Annotated in this window: 19 protein-coding genes and 1 pseudogene; 15 read left to right on the top strand and 5 right to left on the bottom strand. The window is 69.8% G+C overall.

All coding sequences use genetic code 11. The features are described 5' to 3' along the window. Positions 1-80 precede the first annotated feature (80 nt). A complete protein-coding gene (locus GA0115254_RS34085; protein WP_093899134.1) occupies positions 81-1,238 on the top strand; it encodes a D-alanine--D-alanine ligase family protein in 1,158 nt (385 codons plus the stop codon). A gap of 52 nt (positions 1,239-1,290) precedes the next feature. Here the strand turns inward: GA0115254_RS34085 and GA0115254_RS34080 are convergent, their stop codons facing one another. Together GA0115254_RS34080 and GA0115254_RS34075 are read right to left on the bottom strand one after the other, a co-directional pair. Then, the gene (locus tag GA0115254_RS34080; RefSeq protein ID WP_256102911.1) at positions 1,291-1,779 is read right to left on the bottom strand and encodes a DUF3515 domain-containing protein; all 489 of its coding nucleotides are present in this window, start codon (positions 1,777-1,779) and stop codon (positions 1,291-1,293) included. Between the two features lie 19 nt (positions 1,780-1,798). After that, positions 1,799-2,032 (bottom strand): Lrp/AsnC family transcriptional regulator, encoded by a 234-nt coding sequence (locus GA0115254_RS34075; protein ID WP_093899132.1) that lies wholly within the window; start codon positions 2,030-2,032, stop codon positions 1,799-1,801. A 336-nt stretch (positions 2,033-2,368) separates the two neighbouring features. Here GA0115254_RS34075 and GA0115254_RS34070 point away from each other — a divergent pair, with 336 nt between their 5' ends. After that, the gene (locus tag GA0115254_RS34070; RefSeq protein WP_093899131.1) at positions 2,369-3,340 is read left to right on the top strand and encodes a thiamine-phosphate kinase; all 972 of its coding nucleotides are present in this window, start codon (positions 2,369-2,371) and stop codon (positions 3,338-3,340) included. Between the two features lie 10 nt (positions 3,341-3,350). Further along, positions 3,351-3,603, top strand: a pseudogene (locus GA0115254_RS34065) (bifunctional hydroxymethylpyrimidine kinase/phosphomethylpyrimidine kinase); the annotation flags it as partial. Between the two features lie 172 nt (positions 3,604-3,775). Here the strand turns inward: GA0115254_RS34065 and rpmB are convergent. Beyond that, positions 3,776-3,961, bottom strand: a complete 186-nt coding sequence (gene rpmB, locus GA0115254_RS34060; RefSeq protein ID WP_030928661.1) for a 50S ribosomal protein L28 — start codon at positions 3,959-3,961, stop codon at positions 3,776-3,778. A 258-nt stretch (positions 3,962-4,219) separates the two neighbouring features. Between rpmB and GA0115254_RS34055 the strand changes: the two genes are divergently transcribed. From GA0115254_RS34055 to mutM, 9 genes are all read left to right on the top strand, one after another. Beyond that, complete coding sequence (locus GA0115254_RS34055; protein WP_093899129.1) at positions 4,220-5,833, top strand: DAK2 domain-containing protein; 1,614 nt, start codon at positions 4,220-4,222, stop codon at positions 5,831-5,833. Positions 5,834-6,031: 198 nt separating this feature from the next. After that, on the top strand, positions 6,032-8,302 hold the full coding sequence (gene recG, locus GA0115254_RS34050) for an ATP-dependent DNA helicase RecG (RefSeq protein ID WP_093899128.1): 2,271 nt from the start codon (positions 6,032-6,034) through the stop codon (positions 8,300-8,302). A gap of 96 nt (positions 8,303-8,398) precedes the next feature. Continuing rightward, a complete protein-coding gene (gene rsmD / locus GA0115254_RS34045) occupies positions 8,399-8,983 on the top strand; it encodes a 16S rRNA (guanine(966)-N(2))-methyltransferase RsmD (protein WP_093899127.1) in 585 nt (194 codons plus the stop codon). A 26-nt stretch (positions 8,984-9,009) separates the two neighbouring features. Continuing rightward, positions 9,010-9,489: a pantetheine-phosphate adenylyltransferase gene (gene coaD / locus GA0115254_RS34040; protein WP_218105600.1), complete on the top strand. Its 480-nt coding sequence runs from the start codon at positions 9,010-9,012 to the stop codon at positions 9,487-9,489. A 99-nt stretch (positions 9,490-9,588) separates the two neighbouring features. Then, positions 9,589-10,662, top strand: a complete 1,074-nt coding sequence (locus GA0115254_RS34035) for a cell division initiation protein (RefSeq protein WP_093899125.1) — start codon at positions 9,589-9,591, stop codon at positions 10,660-10,662. Positions 10,663-10,803: 141 nt separating this feature from the next. Beyond that, positions 10,804-11,481, top strand: a complete 678-nt coding sequence (locus tag GA0115254_RS34030; protein WP_093899124.1) for a YceD family protein — start codon at positions 10,804-10,806, stop codon at positions 11,479-11,481. A 2-nt stretch (positions 11,482-11,483) separates the two neighbouring features. Next, positions 11,484-11,657, top strand: coding sequence for a 50S ribosomal protein L32 (rpmF, locus tag GA0115254_RS34025; RefSeq protein WP_003965982.1), 174 nt, complete (start codon positions 11,484-11,486; stop codon positions 11,655-11,657). 19 nt (positions 11,658-11,676) lie between these two features. Further along, positions 11,677-12,501 (top strand): ribonuclease III, encoded by an 825-nt coding sequence (gene rnc, locus GA0115254_RS34020; RefSeq protein WP_093899123.1) that lies wholly within the window; start codon positions 11,677-11,679, stop codon positions 12,499-12,501. 93 nt (positions 12,502-12,594) lie between these two features. Continuing rightward, positions 12,595-13,464 carry a bifunctional DNA-formamidopyrimidine glycosylase/DNA-(apurinic or apyrimidinic site) lyase gene (gene mutM / locus GA0115254_RS34015; protein WP_093899122.1) on the top strand — a complete coding sequence of 290 codons (870 nt, stop codon included), beginning with the start codon at positions 12,595-12,597 and terminating at the stop codon, positions 13,462-13,464. On the opposite strand, the gene GA0115254_RS34010 is transcribed toward mutM, so the two are convergent. Both GA0115254_RS34010 and GA0115254_RS34005 read right to left on the bottom strand, forming a co-directional pair. Further along, the gene (locus tag GA0115254_RS34010; RefSeq protein WP_093899121.1) at positions 13,437-13,865 is read right to left on the bottom strand and encodes a winged helix-turn-helix transcriptional regulator; all 429 of its coding nucleotides are present in this window, start codon (positions 13,863-13,865) and stop codon (positions 13,437-13,439) included. The genes mutM and GA0115254_RS34010 overlap by 28 nt on opposite strands. 74 nt (positions 13,866-13,939) lie before the next feature. Then, positions 13,940-14,875, bottom strand: a complete 936-nt coding sequence (locus tag GA0115254_RS34005) for a CAP domain-containing protein (RefSeq protein WP_093899120.1) — start codon at positions 14,873-14,875, stop codon at positions 13,940-13,942. Between the two features lie 145 nt (positions 14,876-15,020). Between GA0115254_RS34005 and GA0115254_RS34000 the strand changes: the two genes are divergently transcribed. The 3 genes from GA0115254_RS34000 (at position 15,021) to smc (ending at position 19,891) form a co-directional block, all read left to right on the top strand. Then, positions 15,021-15,302 carry an acylphosphatase gene (locus tag GA0115254_RS34000; RefSeq protein WP_093899119.1) on the top strand — a complete coding sequence of 94 codons (282 nt, stop codon included), beginning with the start codon at positions 15,021-15,023 and terminating at the stop codon, positions 15,300-15,302. 438 nt (positions 15,303-15,740) lie between these two features. Beyond that, entirely contained in the window at positions 15,741-15,953 is a 213-nt protein-coding gene (locus GA0115254_RS33990) for a hypothetical protein (RefSeq protein WP_018551753.1), read from the top strand. A 317-nt stretch (positions 15,954-16,270) separates the two neighbouring features. Then, the gene (gene smc, locus GA0115254_RS33985) at positions 16,271-19,891 is read left to right on the top strand and encodes a chromosome segregation protein SMC (protein ID WP_093899118.1); all 3,621 of its coding nucleotides are present in this window, start codon (positions 16,271-16,273) and stop codon (positions 19,889-19,891) included. The last annotated feature ends 6 nt before the right edge of the window (positions 19,892-19,897 follow it).

Genomic DNA, 19,897 nt, shown 5'->3' with positions numbered 1-19,897 from the left:
CGGTGAACGTTCGCGGCCGTCGCTCCAGCGGCCCCGGCCACGCTGACGCGAGTGGTACCAGCAGGTACGCTCAACGCGATATGAGCAGCGAGAACCTCCCCCAGAGCCCGGAGCAGCAGCTCCGCAAGCCGCGCGTGGCCGTCGTGTTCGGCGGCCGCAGCTCCGAACACGGCATCTCGGTCGTCACGGCGGGTGCCGTCCTGAACGCCATCGACCGGACGAAGTACGACGTCCTGCCGATCGGCATCACGACGGACGGCCGCTGGGCGCTCACCGCCGACGAGCCCGAGCGCATGGCCATCACGGACCGGAAGATGCCGGACGTGGCCCAGCTGGCCGAGTCCACCGAGGGCGGCGTGGTGCTCTCCGTCGACCCCGGCAGCCGTGAAGTGGTGTACAGCGAGCCCGGCTCGGTTCCCAAGGCGCTCGGCGAGGTCGACGTCGTCTTCCCCGTGCTGCACGGCCCGTACGGCGAGGACGGCACCCTTCAGGGGCTCCTGGAGCTCTCCGGTGTGCCGTACGTCGGCGCCGGGGTGCTCGCCTCGGCGGTCGGCCAGGACAAGGAGTACATGAAGCGGGTCTTCACCTCGTTCGGGCTGCCGGTCGGCCCGTACGTCGTGGTACGTCCCCGCGAATGGGACACGGACCCCTCCGCTGCCCGCAAGCGCATCGTGGACTTCGCCGGTGACCACGGCTGGCCGCTCTTCATCAAGCCCGCCCGGGCCGGCTCGTCGATCGGTATCACCAAGGTCGACGATCTCTCCGGTCTCGACGACGCGATCGAGGAAGCCCGCCGCCACGACCCCAAGTTCCTGGTCGAGTCGCTGCTGCGCGGCCGCGAGATCGAGTGCGGGGTGCTGGAGTTCGAGGAGGGGCCGCGCGCCAGCGTGCCCGCCGAGATCCCGCCGGTGACCTCGCACGACTTCTACGACTTCGAGGCCAAGTACATCGACTCGGCCTCCGGGATCGTGCCCGCGCCGCTCACCGAGGAGCAGACGGCCGAGGTTCAGCGGCTGGCGGTCGACGCCTTCGAAGCCGTGTCCTGCGAGGGCCTGGTGCGGGCCGACTTCTTCCTCACCGAGGACGGCAGCTTCGTCATCAACGAGATCAATACGCTGCCGGGCTTCACCCCGATCTCCATGTACCCGCGGATGTGGCAGGAGAGCGGCGTGAGCTATCAGGAGCTGGTGGACCGGCTGATCCAGGCCGCGTTGAACCGGCCGACCGGCCTGCGCTGAGAAGACGGGACCCGCGCCGCAGGGCGTGTGCTCCGCAACGGGAGCGCACGCCCTACGGGCTGCTGGGAACCGTCTTGCGGACGGCCGGGCCGAACGCGGCCAACGGGGTCGCGTCATGGACGTACGCCTTCGAGAGACTCACCTCGACGTACGCCTTGCGGTAGGTCGTCGTAAAGCGCGGACCGGCGTCTTGCGGCTCCTCCAGCAGCCAGTTGACGCCGTCCGCCTCGGTCCCCTTCGCCATGGGGTCGTCCATCTTCGCGGGCCGGGGGACACCGCAGCGCAGTACGATCGCTCCGTCCCCCCACTCGGCGGTCAGTTCGGACTTCGTCCCGGTGTCACCGCGGTCGAGTCCGGCAACGGTCTTCGGCAGTTCCTTGTGCAGTGCACGGCAGTAGGCTGCGGCTTCCGGTGATGGCGTGGGAACCGTGATCGACGCCGCGGCGTCCGTTGAGGAGCAGCCCGCCGCGGCCAGCAGCAGCGCGGCAACGGACGGACCGAGAAGCACGGGGTGGCGGAACCGGCGGCGCAATGATGTCACCGGCCCAGCGTAGACGGGGCTACAGATGAACGACCGGGCAGGTCAGGGTTCTGGTGATGCCTTCCACTTGCTGGACCTTGGCGACCACCATGCGGCCGAGTTCATCGACCGTGTCGGCCTGGGCTCGCACGATCACGTCATAGGGGCCGGTGACGTCCTCTGCCTGGATCACTCCCGGAACTTTGGCGATGGTCTCGGCGACGGTCGACGCCTTGCCCACCTCGGTCTGAATAAGGATGTACGCCTGTACCACGGAACCTCCAGGGCGGCCACGAGGATCATGTGGGGGAAAGGGACGCCACGGTATCGCGTTGCCGCGGGCCGCGGGGAGACCTACGGGGCGGTTGACGTCCACAGCGTGGCGTACGCAAGACACAAGTTGACGTATCTCTTGACAGTACCGACAGCAGTGACGGCCCGCGACCGCATGTGCGGCGGTGCGGAAGAGCGTGGCGGGAGGGGGACAGGCATGCCGATGAGAACCGGTGCAGACTGCTCCCTGCGGCGGCGGCCGGTCCACGATCCGGACCCCCGGCCGCTGAAGCAGCCCGGACGATCGTCCGGGGCGATAGATGAGAGGTGAGACTCGGTGAAGGGAACCGTGGGCGAGTTGGGGGAGTTCGGGCTCATCAGGGAGCTCACTTCCCGGCTCACCACCACTCCGGCGGTACGGCTCGGCCCCGGCGACGACGCCGCGGTCGTGTCCGCTCCCGACCGCAGGGTCGTGGCCAGTACGGACATCCTGTTGGAGGGACGGCACTTCCGTCGCGACTGGTCGACGGCGTACGACGTCGGCCGCAAGGCCGCCGCCCAGAATCTCGCCGACATCGCCGCCATGGGCGCCGTGCCCACCGCGCTGCTGCTCGGCCTGGTCGTCCCTGCCGAACTCCCGGTCACCTGGGCCGGCGAGCTGATGGACGGCATCCGTGACGAGTGCCAGGTCGCCGGCGCGGCCGTGGTCGGCGGCGATGTGGTGCGCGGCGAGACGATCACCGTCTCGATCACCGCACTCGGCGATCTGCGCAACCATGAACCGGTCACCCGGTCCGGCGCCCAGCCCGGCGACGTCGTCGCCGTCACCGGCTGGCTCGGCTGGTCCGCTGCCGGATATGCCGTGCTCTCCCGCGGCTTCCGCTCGCCCCGCGCCTTCGTCGAGGCCCACCGGCGCCCCGAACCGCCGTACCACGCAGGCCCCGCGGCCGCCGGACTCGGCGCCACCGCGATGACGGACGTGAGCGACGGACTCGTCGCCGACCTCGGGCACATCGCCGAGGCCAGCAAGGTCCGGATCGATCTGCGCTCCGGACTCATCGACATCCCCTCGCAGATGTCCGACATCGGGCAGGCAGTCGGCGTGGACCCGCTGCAGTGGGTGCTGACCGGGGGAGAGGATCACGCGATCGTCGCCACTTTCCCGCCGGACGTGAAGCTGCCCGCCCGCTGGAAGGTGATCGGCGAAGTCCTCAACCCCTCGGCGCTGCCGCAGGTGACGGTCGACGGGGCGCCCTGGACCAGCAAGGGTGGCTGGGACCATTTCGGGGGCATAGAGGACGCCCCGTAGATTTCGGCGTGTGCCCGTATCTGCTGCTGTACCCGCCCGCGTGCTCACCGCCGCCGGTTCCGATCCCGGCGGCGGTGCGGGCATTCAGGCCGATTCGAAGACGAAGCCGACACCCGGTGTGCACGGAATGAGTCTGCTGACCGCCATCACGGCCCGGAACTCGCCGCGGGTGCAGGGCGCCTGAGGTGCCCGTCGATGCCGTCGAACCCAGTGCCGCAGCGTGGTGGACGACCGGAATACGGCAGGCCGCTACCGGGGTACTGGGTTTCGGGCCGCGCCGGGTCTCCACCGAGCGCGGGCATCTGCCCGGCGAGCCCGTCGACCACGGCCGGCGGACGCGCGCCGTGTGAGGGCCCCAGGAGCACAGCAAAAAGCCGGTCCACCGAGGTGGACCGGCTTTTTGGGCAACCGGAAGGCTGCGCTACGACGGGAACGTCAGCGCGCGACCTTGCCGGCCTTGATGCACGAGGTGCAGACGTTGAGCCGCTTCGGCGTCCGACCGACCACGGCACGCACGCGCTGGATGTTGGGATTCCAGCGACGGGACGTACGGCGGTGCGAGTGCGAAATGTTGTTGCCGAAGCCCGGCCCCTTGCCGCAGACGTCGCAGTTGGCAGCCACGGGTCACTCCAAAGACTTCAGATGCACTTACAGTGAATTCCGGCGCGCCGGAATCATTTGACTGAAGTGGCGGCACCGGAGGAATGGCCCGACTCTCATCGGGCAACCGAAGCAGCATACAACGGCTGCGTCGATGGAACGAAACTACCATGGGTTCCGCTGCCCCCTGTCCCGCCCCTGTCCCAGCCGGAACCGGCGCACGGCGCTACTCTGCGGTGCAGCCGGCCGCCCACGGCCGATCTCGAGGAGGACCGACAGGTGCCGCAGACCGCCGACGACATGGACGCCGTCGCGGTGCGTACCTGGTGCTCACTGGCCCTGGAGGCACTGGGCCGGGAGCGCGAGGCAATCAACGCGATCAACGTCTACCCCGTCGCCGACGGGGACACCGGTACGAACCTCTATCTCACCGTGGAGTCCGCGACCCAGGCCGTCGAAGCGGTCTTCGCCGCCCATGAGACCGGTACCACCGTGCCCGTCGCCGCCGACGCGGTACGGGCCATGGCGCACGGGGCCCTGATCGGTGCGCGCGGAAACTCCGGCACGATCCTGGCCCAGCTGTTGCGGGGAATGGCGGGGGTGCTGGCCGACGGGCACGACGCGGACCATCTGCGCCGGGCGCTCACCAGGGCCGCCGCAGCCGCCCGGCAGGCCGTCGCCCACCCCGTCGAGGGCACCGTGCTGACCGTGGCCACCGCGGCCGCCGAGGCCGCCGGGCGCACGACGGACGACGCCGGGACCGCGGCGGTCGCACAGGCGGCGTACGAGGGAGCGCGGACGGCCCTGGAAGCGACCCCCGGACAGCTCGCCGTCCTCGGACGGGCGGGCGTCGTGGACGCAGGCGGACGGGGTCTGGTGACGGTGCTCGGGTCACTCGTCGAAGCGGTCTCCGGGCGGGCTCCCGAGCGCACGTACGCGACGGTGCCCGCGACCGTCGTCCCTGCGCCGCAGGACTGCGCGGAGGGCGGACCGGCCTTCGAGGTCATCTACCTGCTGGAGGCCACGGACGGCGCCGTGGACCGGCTGCGGACCCGGCTCGACGGGCTCGGCGACTCGCTCGTGGTGGTGGGCGGCGACGGGCTGTGGAACGTGCATGTGCATGTTGACGACGCGGGTGCGGCGGTGGAGGCCGGTGTGGAGGCGGGGCGGCCGTACCGCATCCGGATCACCCACTTCGGCGCGGACCGGGTGCACCCCCACACCGAACCCGTGCAGCGCGCTGTCGTCGTGGTGGTCCCCGGCGACGGGCTCCGCGGCCTGTGCAAGGAGGCCGGGGCGACGACGGTCCTGGCGCGCCCCGGGGAGCCGCCCGCCAGTGGCGAACTGGTCGACGCGATCCGCCGGGCGCATGCCCGCGAGGTGGTTCTGCTGCCCAACGACGCGGAGCTGCGCCACACCGCCGCTGCCGCCGCCGAACAGGCCCGCGCGGAGGGTGTCCGGGTCGCCCTGATCCCGACCCGGGCCGCCGTCCAGGGCATCGCCGCCCTCGCCGTCCACGAACCCGACCGCAGCTTCGACGAGGACGTGGTGGCGATGACTGCCGCGGCCGGTGCCACCCGCTACGCCGAACTGGCCGTCGCCGAACGGCAGTCCTGGACCATGGCGGGCATCTGCCAGGCCGGCGACATCCTGGGCCTGATCGACGGCGATGTCGCGGTCATCGGCGAGGACGTACCGGAAACGGCCCGGAACGTGCTGGACCGCATGCTGGCGGCGGGCGGCGAACTGGTCACCCTCGTCCTCGGCGATGACGTCCCCGACACCCTGGCCGACGAGCTGGAGGAGCATGTGCGCGAGGGCTATCTGGCGGTCGACACGGTGGTGTACCGGGGCGGCCCCCCATGTGCTCCGCTGCTGATCGGGGTGGAGTAGGCCGGCGGCCGTGCGCAGGGCGAGGACGTCGGGCCCGGCCTCCGCGAAGCCGGGTCGGGCGATCCCGTGAGAGGTGATGGCGAGCCGGAGGCGTGGGAGCCGATCCTGGAGGCGTGGCGATGATTCGGAAATTCGGACCAGCGGATTCCGGTGTTCCGCGTGGTGCCCGGCGGACATCTGTCAGTGGTGTGGTGTGCAATGGATCGCGTGTCTGCGTTCGATGAACCCCTCAAGAAGCTGCTCGGCGGAGCCACCGCGAAGGTGATGGCCGAACACCTCGACCTGCACACGGTCGGTGATCTGCTGCACCACTACCCGCGGCGGTACGAGGAGCGCGGTCGGCTCACGGCGCTGACCGACCTTCCTCTGGACGAGCATGTGACGGTGGTCGCCCAGGTCGCCGACGCGCGCGTCGTGATGTTCAACAACGGCCGCGGCAAGCGCCTCGAAGTGACTCTCACCGATGGCAACGGCCGCCTCCAGCTGGTCTTCTTCGGTCATGGCGTCCACAAACCGCACAAGGAGCTGTTGCCGGGCCGGCGGGCGATGTTCGCGGGCAAGGTCTCCGTCTTCAACCGGAAGATGCAGCTGGCCCACCCCACCTACCAGCTGCTGGACGTCGAGTCCATCGACGGGGACGAGGCCACGGAAGCGGTGGATGCGTTCGCCGGGCGGCTGCTGCCGATCTACCCGGCCTGCAAGCAGCTGGACTCGTGGCGGATCGCCAAGGCCGTCGACACCGTGCTGCCCAGCGCGCGGGAGGCCGTCGACCCGCTGCCGGCGAGTCTGCGCGAGGGCCGCGGGTTCACCCCGCTCCCGGAGGCGCTGCTGAAGGTCCACCGCCCGCAGACCAAGGCGGACATCGCGCAGGCCAGGGACCGGCTGAAGTGGGACGAGGCCTTCGTTCTCCAGGTCGCGCTGGCCCGCCGCAGATACGCCGACACCCAGCTCCCGGCAGTGGCCCGCAGACCCAGGCCCGGCGGACTGCTCGACGCCTTCGACGCCAAGCTGCCCTTCACCCTCACCGAGGGACAGCAGAAGGTCTCCAAGGAGATCTTCGACGACCTGGCGACCGAGCACCCGATGCACCGGCTCCTCCAGGGCGAGGTCGGGTCCGGGAAGACCATGGTCGCGCTGCGCGCGATGCTCGGCGTCGTCGACGCGGGCGGGCAGGCCGCCATGCTCGCGCCCACCGAAGTGCTTGCTCAGCAGCACCACCGCTCCATCACCGAAATGATGGGCGAGCTGGCCGAGAACTGGGGACTGTGGCGCGAAGCGCCTCCTCAGGAGGGACGGCGGTCCGGCGACGGGCGGGCGGTCGGCGGCTCCGAGCAGGGGACGAAGGTGGTGCTGCTCACCGGCTCCATGGGCGTCGCGGCCCGCCGGCAGGCGCTGCTCGACCTCGTCACGGGCGAGGCCGGGATCGTGATCGGCACACATGCGCTGATCGAGGACAAGGTGCAGTTCCACGACCTGGGCCTGGTCGTCGTCGACGAACAGCACCGCTTCGGGGTGGAACAGCGCGACGCCTTGCGCTCCAAGGGGAAACAGCCGCCGCATCTGCTGGTCATGACCGCGACCCCCATTCCCCGTACGGTCGCCATGACCGTCTTCGGTGATCTGGAGACGTCCGTACTGGACCAGCTGCCGGCCGGCCGCTCGCCGATCGCCAGCCATGTCGTACCCGCCAAGGACAAGCCGCACTTCCTCAGCCGTGCCTGGGAACGGGTCCGCGAGGAAGTGGAGAACGGGCATCAGGCCTATGTGGTCTGCCCCCGCATCGGCGACGACGCCGAGGACGAGGCGGCGGGCAAGAAGGGGAAGAAGAAGCCGGCAGAGGAAGACGGCGAGAAGCGCCCGCCCCTCGCCGTCCTGGAGATCGCCGAACAGCTCGCCAAGGGCCCGCTCGCCGGTCTGCGCGTCGAGGTGCTGCACGGCAGGATGAACCCCGACGACAAGGACGACGTGATGCGCCGCTTCGCCGCGGGCCAGGTCGACGTCCTCGTCGCCACCACTGTCATCGAGGTCGGGGTCAACGTCCCCAATGCCACCGCCATGGTGATCATGGACGCCGACCGGTTCGGGGTCTCCCAGCTCCACCAGCTGCGCGGCCGGGTCGGCCGCGGCTCCGCCGCCGGACTCTGTCTGCTGGTCAGCGAGGCCCACGAGGCCAGCCCCGCCCGCGCCCGCCTCTCCGCCGTCGCCGCCACCCTCGACGGCTTCGAACTGTCCCGGATCGACCTCGAACAGCGCCGCGAGGGCGATGTCCTCGGCCAGGCCCAGTCCGGGGTCCGCTCCTCGTTGCGGATGCTCACCGTCATCGATGACGAGGAGGTCATCGCCGCCGCCCGCGAGGAGGCCGCCACGATCGTCGCCGCCGACCCGGAGCTGGAACACCTGCCCGAGCTGCGGATCACGCTGGACGCGCTGCTCGACAAGGAGCGCGAACAGTACCTCGACAAGGGGTGACGGGTGCGCGGGCCCCATCCGCCACGACGCCATATCGTGGGTGGCACGGCACCGCAGCATCCTGTGGGCCACCCACGAACCGAGGACCAGACACCCATGACCCGCGTGATCGCCGGCTCGGCCGGCGGACGCCGCCTGGCCGTCCCGCCCGGCACCGGCACCCGCCCCACCTCCGACCGTGCACGCGAGGGCCTCTTCTCCACCTGGGAAGCCCTCCTGGGCAGCCTCCACGGCACCCGTATCGCGGATCTGTACGCGGGTTCCGGCGCCGTCGGCCTGGAGGCACTCTCCCGCGGCGCGGTCCATGCCCTGCTCGTCGAGGCCGACCACAAGGCCGTCCGCATCGTCCGGGACAACGTCCGCGCACTCGGCCTGCCCGGCGCCGAAGTCCGTACCGGAAAAGCCGAACAGATCGTGACGGGACCGGCGCCCGCGGAGCCGTACGACGTGGTGTTCCTGGACCCGCCGTACGCCGTGACCGACGACGATCTTGGCGAGATACTGCTCACACTCCGTGCCCAGGGGTGGCTCACAGCCGACGCCCTCGTCACCGTGGAACGCAGCACCAGAGGCGGAGAATTCAACTGGCCCAAGGGATTCGAGCCACTGCGGGCCCGTCGCTACGGCGAGGGGACGCTTTGGTACGGTCGCGCCGCCTCTACGTGCGAAGACGCACGATGACCGGACCGGAGAGCGAGGGAACCAAGTTGCGCCGCGCCGTCTGCCCGGGGTCATTCGACCCCATCACCAATGGACACCTCGACATCATCGGCCGTGCTTCGAAGCTGTACGACGTCGTGCATGTCGCGGTGATGATCAACCAGTCCAAGAAGGGCCTGTTCACGATCGACGAGCGGATCGACCTGATCCGCCAGGTCACCGCCGATTTCGGCAACGTCGAGGTCGAGTCCTTCCACGGCCTCCTCGTCGACTTCTGCAAGCAGCGCGACATCCCGGCGATCGTGAAGGGCCTGCGGGCCGTCAGCGACTTCGACTACGAGCTGCAGATGGCCCAGATGAACAACGGTCTCTCCGGCGTCGAGACGCTCTTCGTGCCGACCAATCCCACCTACAGCTTCCTGTCGTCCTCCCTGGTCAAGGAGGTCGCGACCTGGGGCGGCGACGTCTCCCACCTGCTGCCCCCGGTGGTCCACGAAGCCCTCACCGAACGCCTCGCTCAGCGCTGAGGAACTGACGAACCGTCACCAGGTGTCGGGCGGGCGCCGACTGGCCGTACAGTCGTCCCGTCCGTCTCCAAATCGGCTGTAGAGAGTGGCGAGCACACGGTGGACGTGCAGAAGAAGCTCGACGAGATCGTCGAGGCGGTCGGGAGCGCCCGGTCCATGCCCATGTCGGCTTCGTGCGTGGTCAACCGCGCCGAGCTGCTCGCGATGCTCGAAGAGGTGCGCGAGGCCCTGCCCGGCTCGCTCGCCCATGCCCAGGAGCTCATCGGCGGCCGGGAGCAGATGGTCGAGCAGGCCCGTCAGGAGGCCGAGCGGATCATCGAGACCGCGCATGCCGAACGCACCTCGCTGATCTCCGGGACCGAGGTCGCCATGCAGTCCCGCAGCGAGGCCGACCGCATCCTCGGCGAGGCCCGTCGGGAGGCCGAGGAGGTCCGTGCCGAGGCCGACGAGTACGTCGACAGCAAGCTCGCCAACTTCGAGGTCGTCCTCACCAAGACCATCGGCTCCGTCGACCGGGGCCGCGAGAAGCTCCTCGGCCGTGGCCAGACCTTCGACGAGCAGGGGTACGAGGACCCGGACTTCGCCGAGGCCCCCGAGCGCAGCACCGACCCGGCCACGCTCCAGCGCCGTGCGGACGAGTATGTCGACACCAAGCTCGGCGCCTTCGAGGCCGTGCTCGCCAAGACCCTGGAAGCGGTCGGCCGCGGCCGGCAGAAGCTGCACGGCCGGGTCGCCACCGACGAACTCGGCGCGCACGTGGCCGCCCAGGACGCGGCGGGCAATCAGGGGCACATGAGCGACGAGGACCACTGGGCCGGCCTCGCCGGGCTCGCCACCCCGGAGCCGCAGCCGGTGCACCAGCAGGTCCAGCCGCACTTCCCCGCCCAGGCCCAGCCGAGCTACGCGGAGACGTACGCGTACCAGGAGCAGCCGCAGCAGGACGTCTACGGGTACCAGCAGCAGCCGGACCCGTACGCCGCCTATCAGCAACAGGGCTACGACCAGAGCCAGGCCCAGATCCCGGTCCAGGGGTACGACGGCTGGCAGCAGCAGCCCATGCAGTCCCAGCAGGCGCTCCAGCCGCAGGGCGAGAGCGCCCTCGACGAGACCAGCCTGTTCGACACCAGCATGATCGATCTGGACCAGCTCCGCCGGTACGAACAGGAGCGCTGACCGGGCGGTACGGAGGCGGGGCGGACCGGATTGGGAGCTGGGCGGCGCGTCCAGTATCCTGGCTGTTCGGTCGCGCGTATGTCCGCGATCCCGGCTGCCCGTTTCGAATCCGAATCAGGTCGGCCCTCCCCACGATGCGCGATGCACTTGATTTCGAAAGCAGGAAAAGCCCTGAACGGCCACCTCGACCACCGAAACCCCCTCGTGTTCGACACGCACGAGCTGGGTCGGCGTCCCGGTGCGCTCCAGCGGCTGACCCGCTCGGTGGACGCACCCGGTTCACCGGCCCTCGGCATCGACGGGGTCATCGGGGTGCCGGAAGGTGCACCCGTGGAGCTGGACCTCCGTCTCGAATCGGTCATGGAAGGGGTGCTTGTCACAGGCACCGCCCGTGCGTCGGCCGAGGGGGAGTGCGTAAGGTGTCTGGAGCCGCTGCGCCAAGAGGTTGTGGCGGACTTCCAGGAGATGTTCTCGTACCCTGACGCCGATGACCGGGGCCGCAGCAGCAAGGCGGAACCGGCCGACGACGCCGAGGACGACGAGGACAGGCTCTTCATCGAGGACGGCCTGTTCGACCTCGAACCAGTGCTGCGCGATGCGGTGGTGCTCGCACTGCCGATGCAGCCGGTGTGCCGGGAGTCCTGTGCCGGTCTGTGTTCCGAATGCGGAATCAGGCTGGACGAGAACCCCGGTCACCACCACGATGCCGTCGACATCCGTTGGGCGGCATTGCAAGGACTCGCCGACACCGTTCAGGACGGCGAGAAGGACAACATGGGCGGCGCCGAAGCGGGCGTCGACGAGAAGCAGGAGAAGTAGCCGTGGCTGTTCCGAAGCGGAAGATGTCGCGCAGCAACACGCGCCACCGCCGGTCGCAGTGGAAGGCTGCGGTCCCCACCCTGGTTTCGTGTGAGCGTTGCCAGGAGCCGAAGCTGCAGCACATCGCGTGCCCCAGCTGCGGCACGTACAACAAGCGCCAGGTCCTCGAGGTCTGAGCGGCTGGTGAGAGGCCCGATGTCTGAGTTGTCCAACGCCAAGAAGCAGGCAGACAACATCAACACAGCCTCGTCCCACACGCTTCTGGAAGGGCGGCTCGGGTATCACCTCGAGTCCGCCCTTCTGGTGCGTGCGCTGACCCATCGTTCGTACGCATACGAGAACGGCGGTCTGCCCACCAACGAGCGGCTCGAATTCCTCGGGGATTCGGTGCTCGGCCTGGTGGTCACGGACACGCTGTACCGCACCCACCCCGACCTGCCCGAAGGCCAGCTGGCCAAGTTGCGGGCCGCGGTGGTCAACTCGCGTGCACTTGCGGAGGTGGGCCGCGGCCTCGAACTCGGCTCCTTCATCCGGCTCGGCCGCGGTGAAGAGGGCACGGGCGGCAGGGACAAGGCGTCCATCCTCGCCGACACCCTTGAAGCGGTGATCGGCGCGGTCTACCTCGACCAGGGTCTCAGCGCGGCCTCGGAGCTGGTCCACCGGCTCTTCGATCCGCTGATCGACAGGTCCTCGAACCTCGGCGCCGGCCTGGACTGGAAGACCAGCCTCCAGGAACTCACCGCGAGCGAGAGCCTCGGCGTCCCCGAGTACCTCGTCACGGAGGCCGGCCCGGACCACGAGAAGACCTTTACTGCTGCTGCTCGCGTCGGTGGTGTCTCGTACGGCACCGGCACCGGCCGTAGCAAGAAGGAAGCGGAGCAGCAGGCGGCGGAGTCCGCCTGGCGCGAGATCAGCGCCGCCGCGGAAGCGCGGGAGGCGGCGGCGAAGGCCGCTGCCGACGGAGGGGCCGCCGACACCCCTGCCAACCCGTCGCCGTCCACGGACATCGCTCCGGCCTGACCCGAGAACCCCTCGGTGCCCTGTGCGCCGAGGGGTTTGTCCTGCCCGGATATTCTTTTCATCTCCCCAGTCCACATCTCCAGGAGCGACACCGTGCCCGAGCTGCCCGAGGTCGAAGTCGTACGACGCGGTCTTGAGCGCTGGGTCACCGGCCGCACGGTCGGCGACGTCGAGGTGCTGCACCCACGCGCGGTCCGCCGCCATTTCGCGGGCGGCGTGGACTTCGCGGCCCGGCTCGCCGGCGCCCGCTTCGGAACGGCCATGCGCCGCGGCAAGTACCTCTGGGTGCCGCTGAACGATGCGTCCAGCTCACTGCTGGGCCATCTCGGCATGAGCGGCCAGCTGCTCGTACAGCCGCAGGACACCCCTGACGAGAAGCATCTGCGCATCAGGATCCGCTTCGACGACTCGCTCGGCACCGAGCTGCGCTTCGTCGACCAGCGGACCTTCGGAGGGCTCTCCCTCCACGAATGCGCCGCCGACAGCATGGACGGGCTGCCCGACGCCATCGCACACATCGCCCGCGACCCCTTGGACCCGGCCTTCGACGACGCGGCGTTCCACACGGCCCTGCGACTGCGCCGTACGACGATCAAGCGTGCCCTGCTCGACCAGTCGCTGATCAGCGGAGTCGGCAACATCTACGCGGACGAGGCGCTCTGGCGCACCAAGTTGCATTACGACCGGCCGACCGCGACCCTCACTCGCCCCACGTCGGCCGAACTGCTGGGCCATGTCCGCGACGTGATGACCGCGGCGCTCGACCAGGGCGGCACCAGCTTCGACAGCCTCTACGTCAATGTGAACGGCGAGTCCGGCTACTTCGACCGCTCGCTCGACGCATACGGGCGAGAGGGCGAGCCCTGCCACCGCTGCGGTACGCCGATGCGCCGCCGCCCGTGGATGAACCGCTCCAGCTACTTCTGCCCGCGCTGTCAGCGACCGCCGCGCACGGCTTCCTGAGCGCCGGCCTCCGGACTCGGGTGGGCCTCGTCGTAACGGTCACGGGCCTGGAGTACCTCGGGCATCCGGCCCTCGACGAGCTCGATCAGCCCGAGCAGCCGCTCGGCGACCTGCCGGCCCAGAGGTGTCAGTTCGTAGTCGACGCGCGGCGGATTGGTCGGCTGGGCCTCGCGGTGGACCAGACCGTCCCGCTCCAGGGCGTGGAGGGTCTGCGAGAGCATCTTCTCGCTCACCCCGTCGACCCGGCGACGGAGTTCATTGAAGCGGAAGCCGCCCTCGTACAGCGCTCCCAGCGTCAGACTGCCCCAGCGCCCGGTGACATGCTCCAGGGTGCCGCGCGAGGGGCACTGTCTGGAGAACACATCAAAAGCGAGCGCGTCCAGACGGGTGTTCTCGTCCATGCCGACCAGCGTACGCCCGCACAGCGCTTACCAATGGGGCGCGCTTTCTCCGGGTCGGCACGTCCCGGGAGTGCTCAGAAGCCGAAGTCCTGGGTCCACCAGGGGCCGCCCGCACCGAAGTGCACGCCGACGCCGAGCGTCTTGTAATCGCAGTTGAGAATGTTTGCCCGATGGCCGTCGCTGCTCATCCAGGAGTCCATCACGGCCTGTGCGTCGGCCTGGCCGCGGGCGATGTTCTCGCCGCCGAGTCCCTGCACACCGGCCTTCGAGGCGCGGTCCCAGGGGGTCCGGCCATCGGGGTCGGTGTGGTCGAAGAAGCCGCGGGCAGCCATGTCGTCGCTGAAGTCCTGGGCCAGCGAGGTCAGCGAGGCGCTGGCCGTCACGGGGCTGCAGCCGACCTTCGCGCGCTCCTGGTTGACCAGGGCGAGCACAGCGGCCTGCGCGGAGCCGGCGGCGGCCGGTGTCGGCTCCATGGACCTGCGGGCGGCCGGAGTGGAGGCAGCGGCCGTCGGCGCGGCCGACGACTTCTCGACCTCGGCCGGGGCGGTGCTCTTCCCGGCTTCCGTCGCAGCGGACTCGGACGACGCCGGAGATTCGGACGGCTTCGCCCGCCCGGTCGGTCCGGAGGTCTTCGACGGGGACCCGGTGGGGGACTCCGGTCTCGTCGAGCCGTCGGCCCGCCCGACGCCGCGGCCGGCCGGGGTGGACGCGGCGCCGCGGTCGGCGGGGGCGGTGGTGGAGGCGCCCTGGGTCAGCAGGTCCGGGGCCCCCTTGGTACGCACATGGTCGGCAGCAGTGCCGCCGCCGACCGTGTAGGTGTCGCCGCCGGGCAGCAGACCGGAGGCGACCGCCACGGCCCCCACGGCAAGGGCCGCGGACACGCCGATCAGTCCGGTACGAACAGGTGTTCCGGGCCGCTTCCTGCGGCGCGCACCCCGGTGCCGACCCGCGTCCCCCACCGCGTGGTACTCAGCGGCAGGAGTTGCGGCGGAGCGTCGATGGCGTCCCATCTGCTGAGCCCTTCTGGGGGTCTGGACGCCGCTCTCGGCGTCAACATGATTCACCCGATGGGGTGAAGCTATTGCGACGGGACTGTAGCCCATGCCCTATCGGCAGGAAGTACTCCGAAAGCAATTGGCCGGTTAGCGTTCGGGCATGAATGAAGAAGTACGACTCACCGCCTGGGTACGCGGCCGAGTACAGCAAGTAGGGTTCCGCTGGTTCACCAGGGCAAACGCTCTGGAGATCGGTGGCCTCACCGGATTCGCCCTGAATCTCGACGACGGCAGGGTGCAGGTCGTCGCCGAGGGTCGACGTGAGAATTGCCACCGTCTGCTGGAGTGGCTGCGCTCGGACGACACACCCGGGCACGTTGACGGAGTCACTGAGATCTGGGACACCCCGCGCGGCGGATACGAGGGTTTCGCGATCCGCTGATCCGGGCTCGGTCCAGGGCTGTCCCGGGAGGCCGTGTTCGGACCGTGTTCGACGGGCGGCGCGGGGTGACGGAGTGGACGCTCATCTGCGTACACATGAAATGACCTGCGGAATGACCGGGTGGTTGCCAAGATTCGGTCGGCGTGCCAGGCTGCGGCAGTAAGGATGATCTCCACGCCCCCGAGGGTCCCGCAGGAGAGTCGCGCCGCATGATCGTCAAGCCGCGCGCCCCGGGCCGCCCGTCTCTACAGGGCGTGATCGTGTTGACCGTCAAACTTTTTGGTGAGACGCTGAAATCCCCGCGCACCTTAGCTGTTTGGCAGAGCTGTTTGGCAGCAGAACAGCAGTGGATACAGAGCACTGCCGAGCACCGCGGGTGCGATTCCCTCACGACCCACACCGCATCGGTCGGTCACTCAGTGTGGAGGACCATCCATCATGGCAAAGGCGCTTCTCGGTTACGTCGGCGGTTCCGACCCGCGACTCCTCGCCGAGATGCGACGGCTCCAGCAGCGCGTCCAGGACCTCGAATCCGAGCTCGTACGGATTCAGGATGAGAACGACGCACTCAATGCCGCCGCCCAGCACCAAGAGTCGCTGCTCGACAGCATCGACATCGACGTACCTCAGGCGGAGCCGGCGCTGACCTGACCGATGGCCCCCAGGGCCGGTCGGGCTGCCCGCGTCAGCCGTCCGAGATCATCACCCGGATCGTCGCCGGATCATTGAAGATCACTGCTCTTGATCTGTCACTACAGTGACATGTCCTTGATCCGTCATGCGCTGCACCAGCAACACCGCACACGCAATACCGCACAAGGTTTACAAGGGGCGCTTCGGCGTCCCTTCTTTCTTTTCCGCTCGGACCTGTGCGGGACCCGCCCCGGACCTGCACCCCTTCCCTTACCGTCTGATGTGCCCTGCACCTTCATCAGCGAAACCGAGAGTGAAAGGTAGAGTCCGGCGGCGTGCACCTCAAGGCCCTGACCCTGCGTGGTTTCAAATCGTTCGCCTCCGCCACGACGCTGCGGTTCGAACCCGGTATCACGTGCGTCGTCGGTCCCAATGGGTCGGGCAAGTCCAATGTGGTGGATGCGCTCTCCTGGGTCATGGGGGAGCAGGGTGCCAAATCCCTGCGCGGCGGCAAGATGGAAGACGTGATCTTCGCCGGCACCACCGGGCGGCCGCCGCTCGGGCGGGCGGAAGTATCGCTGACGATCGACAATTCCGATGGCGCACTCCCCATCGAGTACGCCGAAGTGACGATCACTCGGATCATGTTCCGCAACGGCGGCAGTGAATACCAGATCAATGGCGACACCTGCCGGCTCCTGGACATCCAGGAACTTCTCTCGGACTCCGGTATCGGCCGCGAGATGCATGTCATCGTCGGCCAGGGTCAGCTGGACTCCGTGCTCCATGCCGATCCGATGGGGCGGCGCGCATTCATCGAGGAAGCCGCGGGCGTGCTCAAGCACCGCAAGCGGAAAGAGAAGGCACTGCGGAAACTGGACGCGATGGGGGCCAATCTCGCCCGCGTCCAGGACCTGACCGACGAGCTGCGACGGCAGCTGAAACCTCTGGGCCGGCAGGCGGCCGTGGCGCGCCGGGCCGCCGTCATCCAGGCCGACCTGCGCGACGCCAGGCTGCGGCTGCTCGCCGACGACCTGGTGCGGCTGCACACCGCGCTGCGCAGCGAGATCGCCGACGAAGCGGCGCTCAAGGAGCGCAGGGAGGCCGCGGAGGCGGAGCTCAAGTCCGCCCTGGCGCGCGAGGCGGAGCTGGAGGACGAGGTACGGCGGCTGGCGCCGCGGCTCCAGCGGGCCCAGCAGACCTGGTACGAGCTGTCGCAGCTGGCCGAGCGGGTGCGCGGCACGATCTCGCTGGCCGATGCCCGGGTGAAGAGCGCCGGCGCCGCCCCCCTGGATGAGCGGCGTGGCCGGGACCCGGAGGACATGGAGCGCGAGGCCGCCCGGATCCGTGAGCAGGAGGCGGAGCTGGCGGCAGCGCTGGAGGCGGCGGAACACGCACTGGAGGACACCGCCGCCCACCGCGCCGAACTGGAAAGGGAGTTGGCGGCCGAGGAGCGCAGGCTCAAGGATGCCGCCCGCGCCATCGCGGACCGCCGAGAGGGGCTCGCCCGGCTGAACGGACAGGTCAACGCGGCCCGCAGCCGGGCCGGTTCGGCACAGGCGGAGATCGACCGGCTTGCCGCCTCGCGCGACGAGGCGCAGGAGCGGGCGGTTGCCGCCCAGGAGGAGTACGAACAGCTCAAGGCCGAGGTCGAGGGCCTGGACGCGGGCGACGCGGAGCTGGGCGAGCGGCACGAGGCCGCCAAGCGGGAACTCGCGGAGGCGGAGGCGGCGCTCTCCGCGGCCCGGGAGGCCGCCACCGCCGCCGAACGGAAGCGGGCGGCGGTCGCGGCCCGCCATGAGGCACTTGCCCTCGGTCTGCGCCGCAAGGACGGCACCGGTGTGCTGCTCGGCGCGCGGGACCGCCTGTCGGGCCTGCTGGGCCCGGCCGCGGAACTCCTGACGGTGGCGCCGGGGCACGAGGTGGCGGTGGCGGCGGCACTGGGCGCGGCGGCGGACGCGGTCGCGGTGACGGACCCGGCCACGGCAGCGGACGCGATCCGGCTGCTGCGCAAGCAGGACGCGGGGCGGGCGGCGCTGCTGTTGGGCGGGGCGTGGGATGGGCTGCCCGATCAGGATGTTGCCGGTCGGATCGGTGGTGCTTCTGGTGCCTCTGGTGCCTCTGGTGTCGATGGGGCCGGAGCGCCCGCCGTAGGTCCGCCCGCAGTGGCCGACCTCGTCCGCGGGCCCGCCGAACTGGTGGGCGCCGTACGGAGGCTGGTGCGGGACATGGTGGTCGTCGGCACCCTGGAGGATGCCGAGGATCTCGTTGCCGTACACCCGGAACTGACGGCCGTGACCGCCGAGGGGGACATCCTCTCGGCCCACTTCGCGCACGGCGGTTCCGCCGGGGCGCCGAGCCTCCTCGAAGTTCAGGCTTCGGTCGATGAGGCCGCAGCCCAGTTGGAGGAACTGGGCGTGCGGTGCGCGGAGTTGAGCGAGGACCAGCGGCACGCGGGGGAGCGGCGCAGCGCGAGCGCCGGGCTGGTCGAGGAGTTGGGGGAGCGGCGTCGGGCCGCCGAGCGGGAGAAGTCCGGGGTGGCTCAGCAGCTCGGGCGGCTCGCCGGGCAGGCCCGTGGCGCCGCGGGCGAGGCCGAGCGGATGACCGCGTCCGCCGCCCGTGCCCAGGAGGCGTTGGAGCGGGCGACGGAGGAGGCCGAGGAGCTGGCCGAGCGGCTGCTCGTCGCCGAGGAGATGCCGGTCGAGGAGGAGCCGGACACCTCCGTGCGCGACCGGCTCGCCGCCGACGGTGCCAACGCCCGCCAGACCGAGATGGAGGCCCGCCTCCAGGTGCGTACCCACGAGGAGAGGGTCAAAGGACTCGCGGGCCGCGCGGACTCCCTCGACCGGGGCGCCCGCGCCGAGCGCGAGGCCCGTGCCCGCGCCGAGCAGCGCCGCGCCCGACTGCGGCACGAGGCGGCGGTGGCCTCCGCCGTCGCGTCCGGAGCCCGTCAGCTGCTGGCCCATGTCGAGGTGTCCGTCGTACAGGCCGAGCAGGAGCGGGTCGCGGCCGAAACGGCGAAGACGGAGCGGGAGCGGGAACTGGCGGCCGAGCGCAACCAGGGCCGCGAGCTCAAGAGCGAGCTGGACAAGCTCACCGACTCCGTCCACCGAGGCGAGGTGCTCGGTGCCGAGAAGCGGCTGCGGATAGAACAGCTGGAGGCGAAGGCGCTGGAGGAACTGGGAGTGGAGCCGGCCGGGCTGGCCGCCGAGTACGGCCCCGACCAGCTCGTACCGCCGTCACCGGCCGCCGAGGGCGAGCAGCTGCCGGAGGACCCGGAGCATCCGCGCAATCAGCCGAGGCCGTTCGTCAGGACCGAGCAGGAGAAGCGGCTGAAGTCGGCCGAACGGGCGTATCAGCAACTCGGGAAGGTGAATCCGCTTGCCCTTGAGGAGTTCTCGGCGCTGGAGGAGCGGCACAAGTTCCTCTCCGAGCAGCTCGAAGATCTGAAGAAGACCCGGGCCGATCTGATACAGGTCATCAAGGAGGTCGACGAGCGGGTCGAGCAGGTGTTCACCGAGGCGTACCGGGATACGGCCCGTGAATTCGAGGGCGTCTTCTCGCGTCTCTTCCCGGGCGGCGACGGGCGGCTCGTCCTGACCGACCCGGGCAACATGCTCGCGACCGGTGTGGACGTCGAGGCCCGGCCGCCCGGCAAGAAGGTCAAGAGGCTCTCCCTGCTGTCCGGCGGCGAGCGGTCGCTCACGGCGGTGGCGTTGCTGGTCTCGATCTTCAAGGCCAGGCCGAGTCCGTTCTATGTGATGGACGAGGTCGAGGCGGCGCTCGACGACACCAATCTGCAGCGGCTGATCCGGATCATGGAGGAGCTCCAGGAGAGCTCTCAGCTGATCGTGATCACGCACCAGAAGCGGACGATGGAAGTCGCCGACGCGCTGTACGGCGTCTCGATGCAGGGCGACGGAGTTTCCAAGGTCATCAGCCAGCGGTTGCGCTGAGTCTTT

It is taken from the genome of Streptomyces sp. Ncost-T10-10d (genome assembly GCF_900091955.1).
In the GTDB taxonomy this organism is placed as follows: Bacteria; Actinomycetota; Actinomycetes; order Streptomycetales; family Streptomycetaceae; genus Streptomyces.
Note: the sequence above shows the minus strand (reverse complement) of the source record. Positions and strands in the feature narration are given on the sequence as shown.

Excerpts from the sequence above, each read along its gene's own strand:
- GA0115254_RS34085 (WP_093899134.1), top strand. The coding sequence starts at position 81 with ATGAGCAGCGAGAACCTCCCCCAGAGCCCGGAGCAGCAGCTCCGCAAG.
- recG (WP_093899128.1), top strand. The coding sequence starts at position 6,032 with ATGGATCGCGTGTCTGCGTTCGATGAACCCCTCAAGAAGCTGCTCGGC.
- rsmD (WP_093899127.1), top strand. The coding sequence starts at position 8,399 with ATGACCCGCGTGATCGCCGGCTCGGCCGGCGGACGCCGCCTGGCCGTC.
- GA0115254_RS34030 (WP_093899124.1), top strand. The coding sequence starts at position 10,804 with ATGCACTTGATTTCGAAAGCAGGAAAAGCCCTGAACGGCCACCTCGAC.
- rnc (WP_093899123.1), top strand. The coding sequence starts at position 11,677 with ATGTCTGAGTTGTCCAACGCCAAGAAGCAGGCAGACAACATCAACACA.
- GA0115254_RS34010 (WP_093899121.1), bottom strand. The coding sequence starts at position 13,865 with ATGGACGAGAACACCCGTCTGGACGCGCTCGCTTTTGATGTGTTCTCC.
- GA0115254_RS34005 (WP_093899120.1), bottom strand. The coding sequence starts at position 14,875 with ATGGGACGCCATCGACGCTCCGCCGCAACTCCTGCCGCTGAGTACCAC.
- GA0115254_RS34000 (WP_093899119.1), top strand. The coding sequence starts at position 15,021 with ATGAATGAAGAAGTACGACTCACCGCCTGGGTACGCGGCCGAGTACAG.
- GA0115254_RS33990 (WP_018551753.1), top strand. The coding sequence starts at position 15,741 with ATGGCAAAGGCGCTTCTCGGTTACGTCGGCGGTTCCGACCCGCGACTC.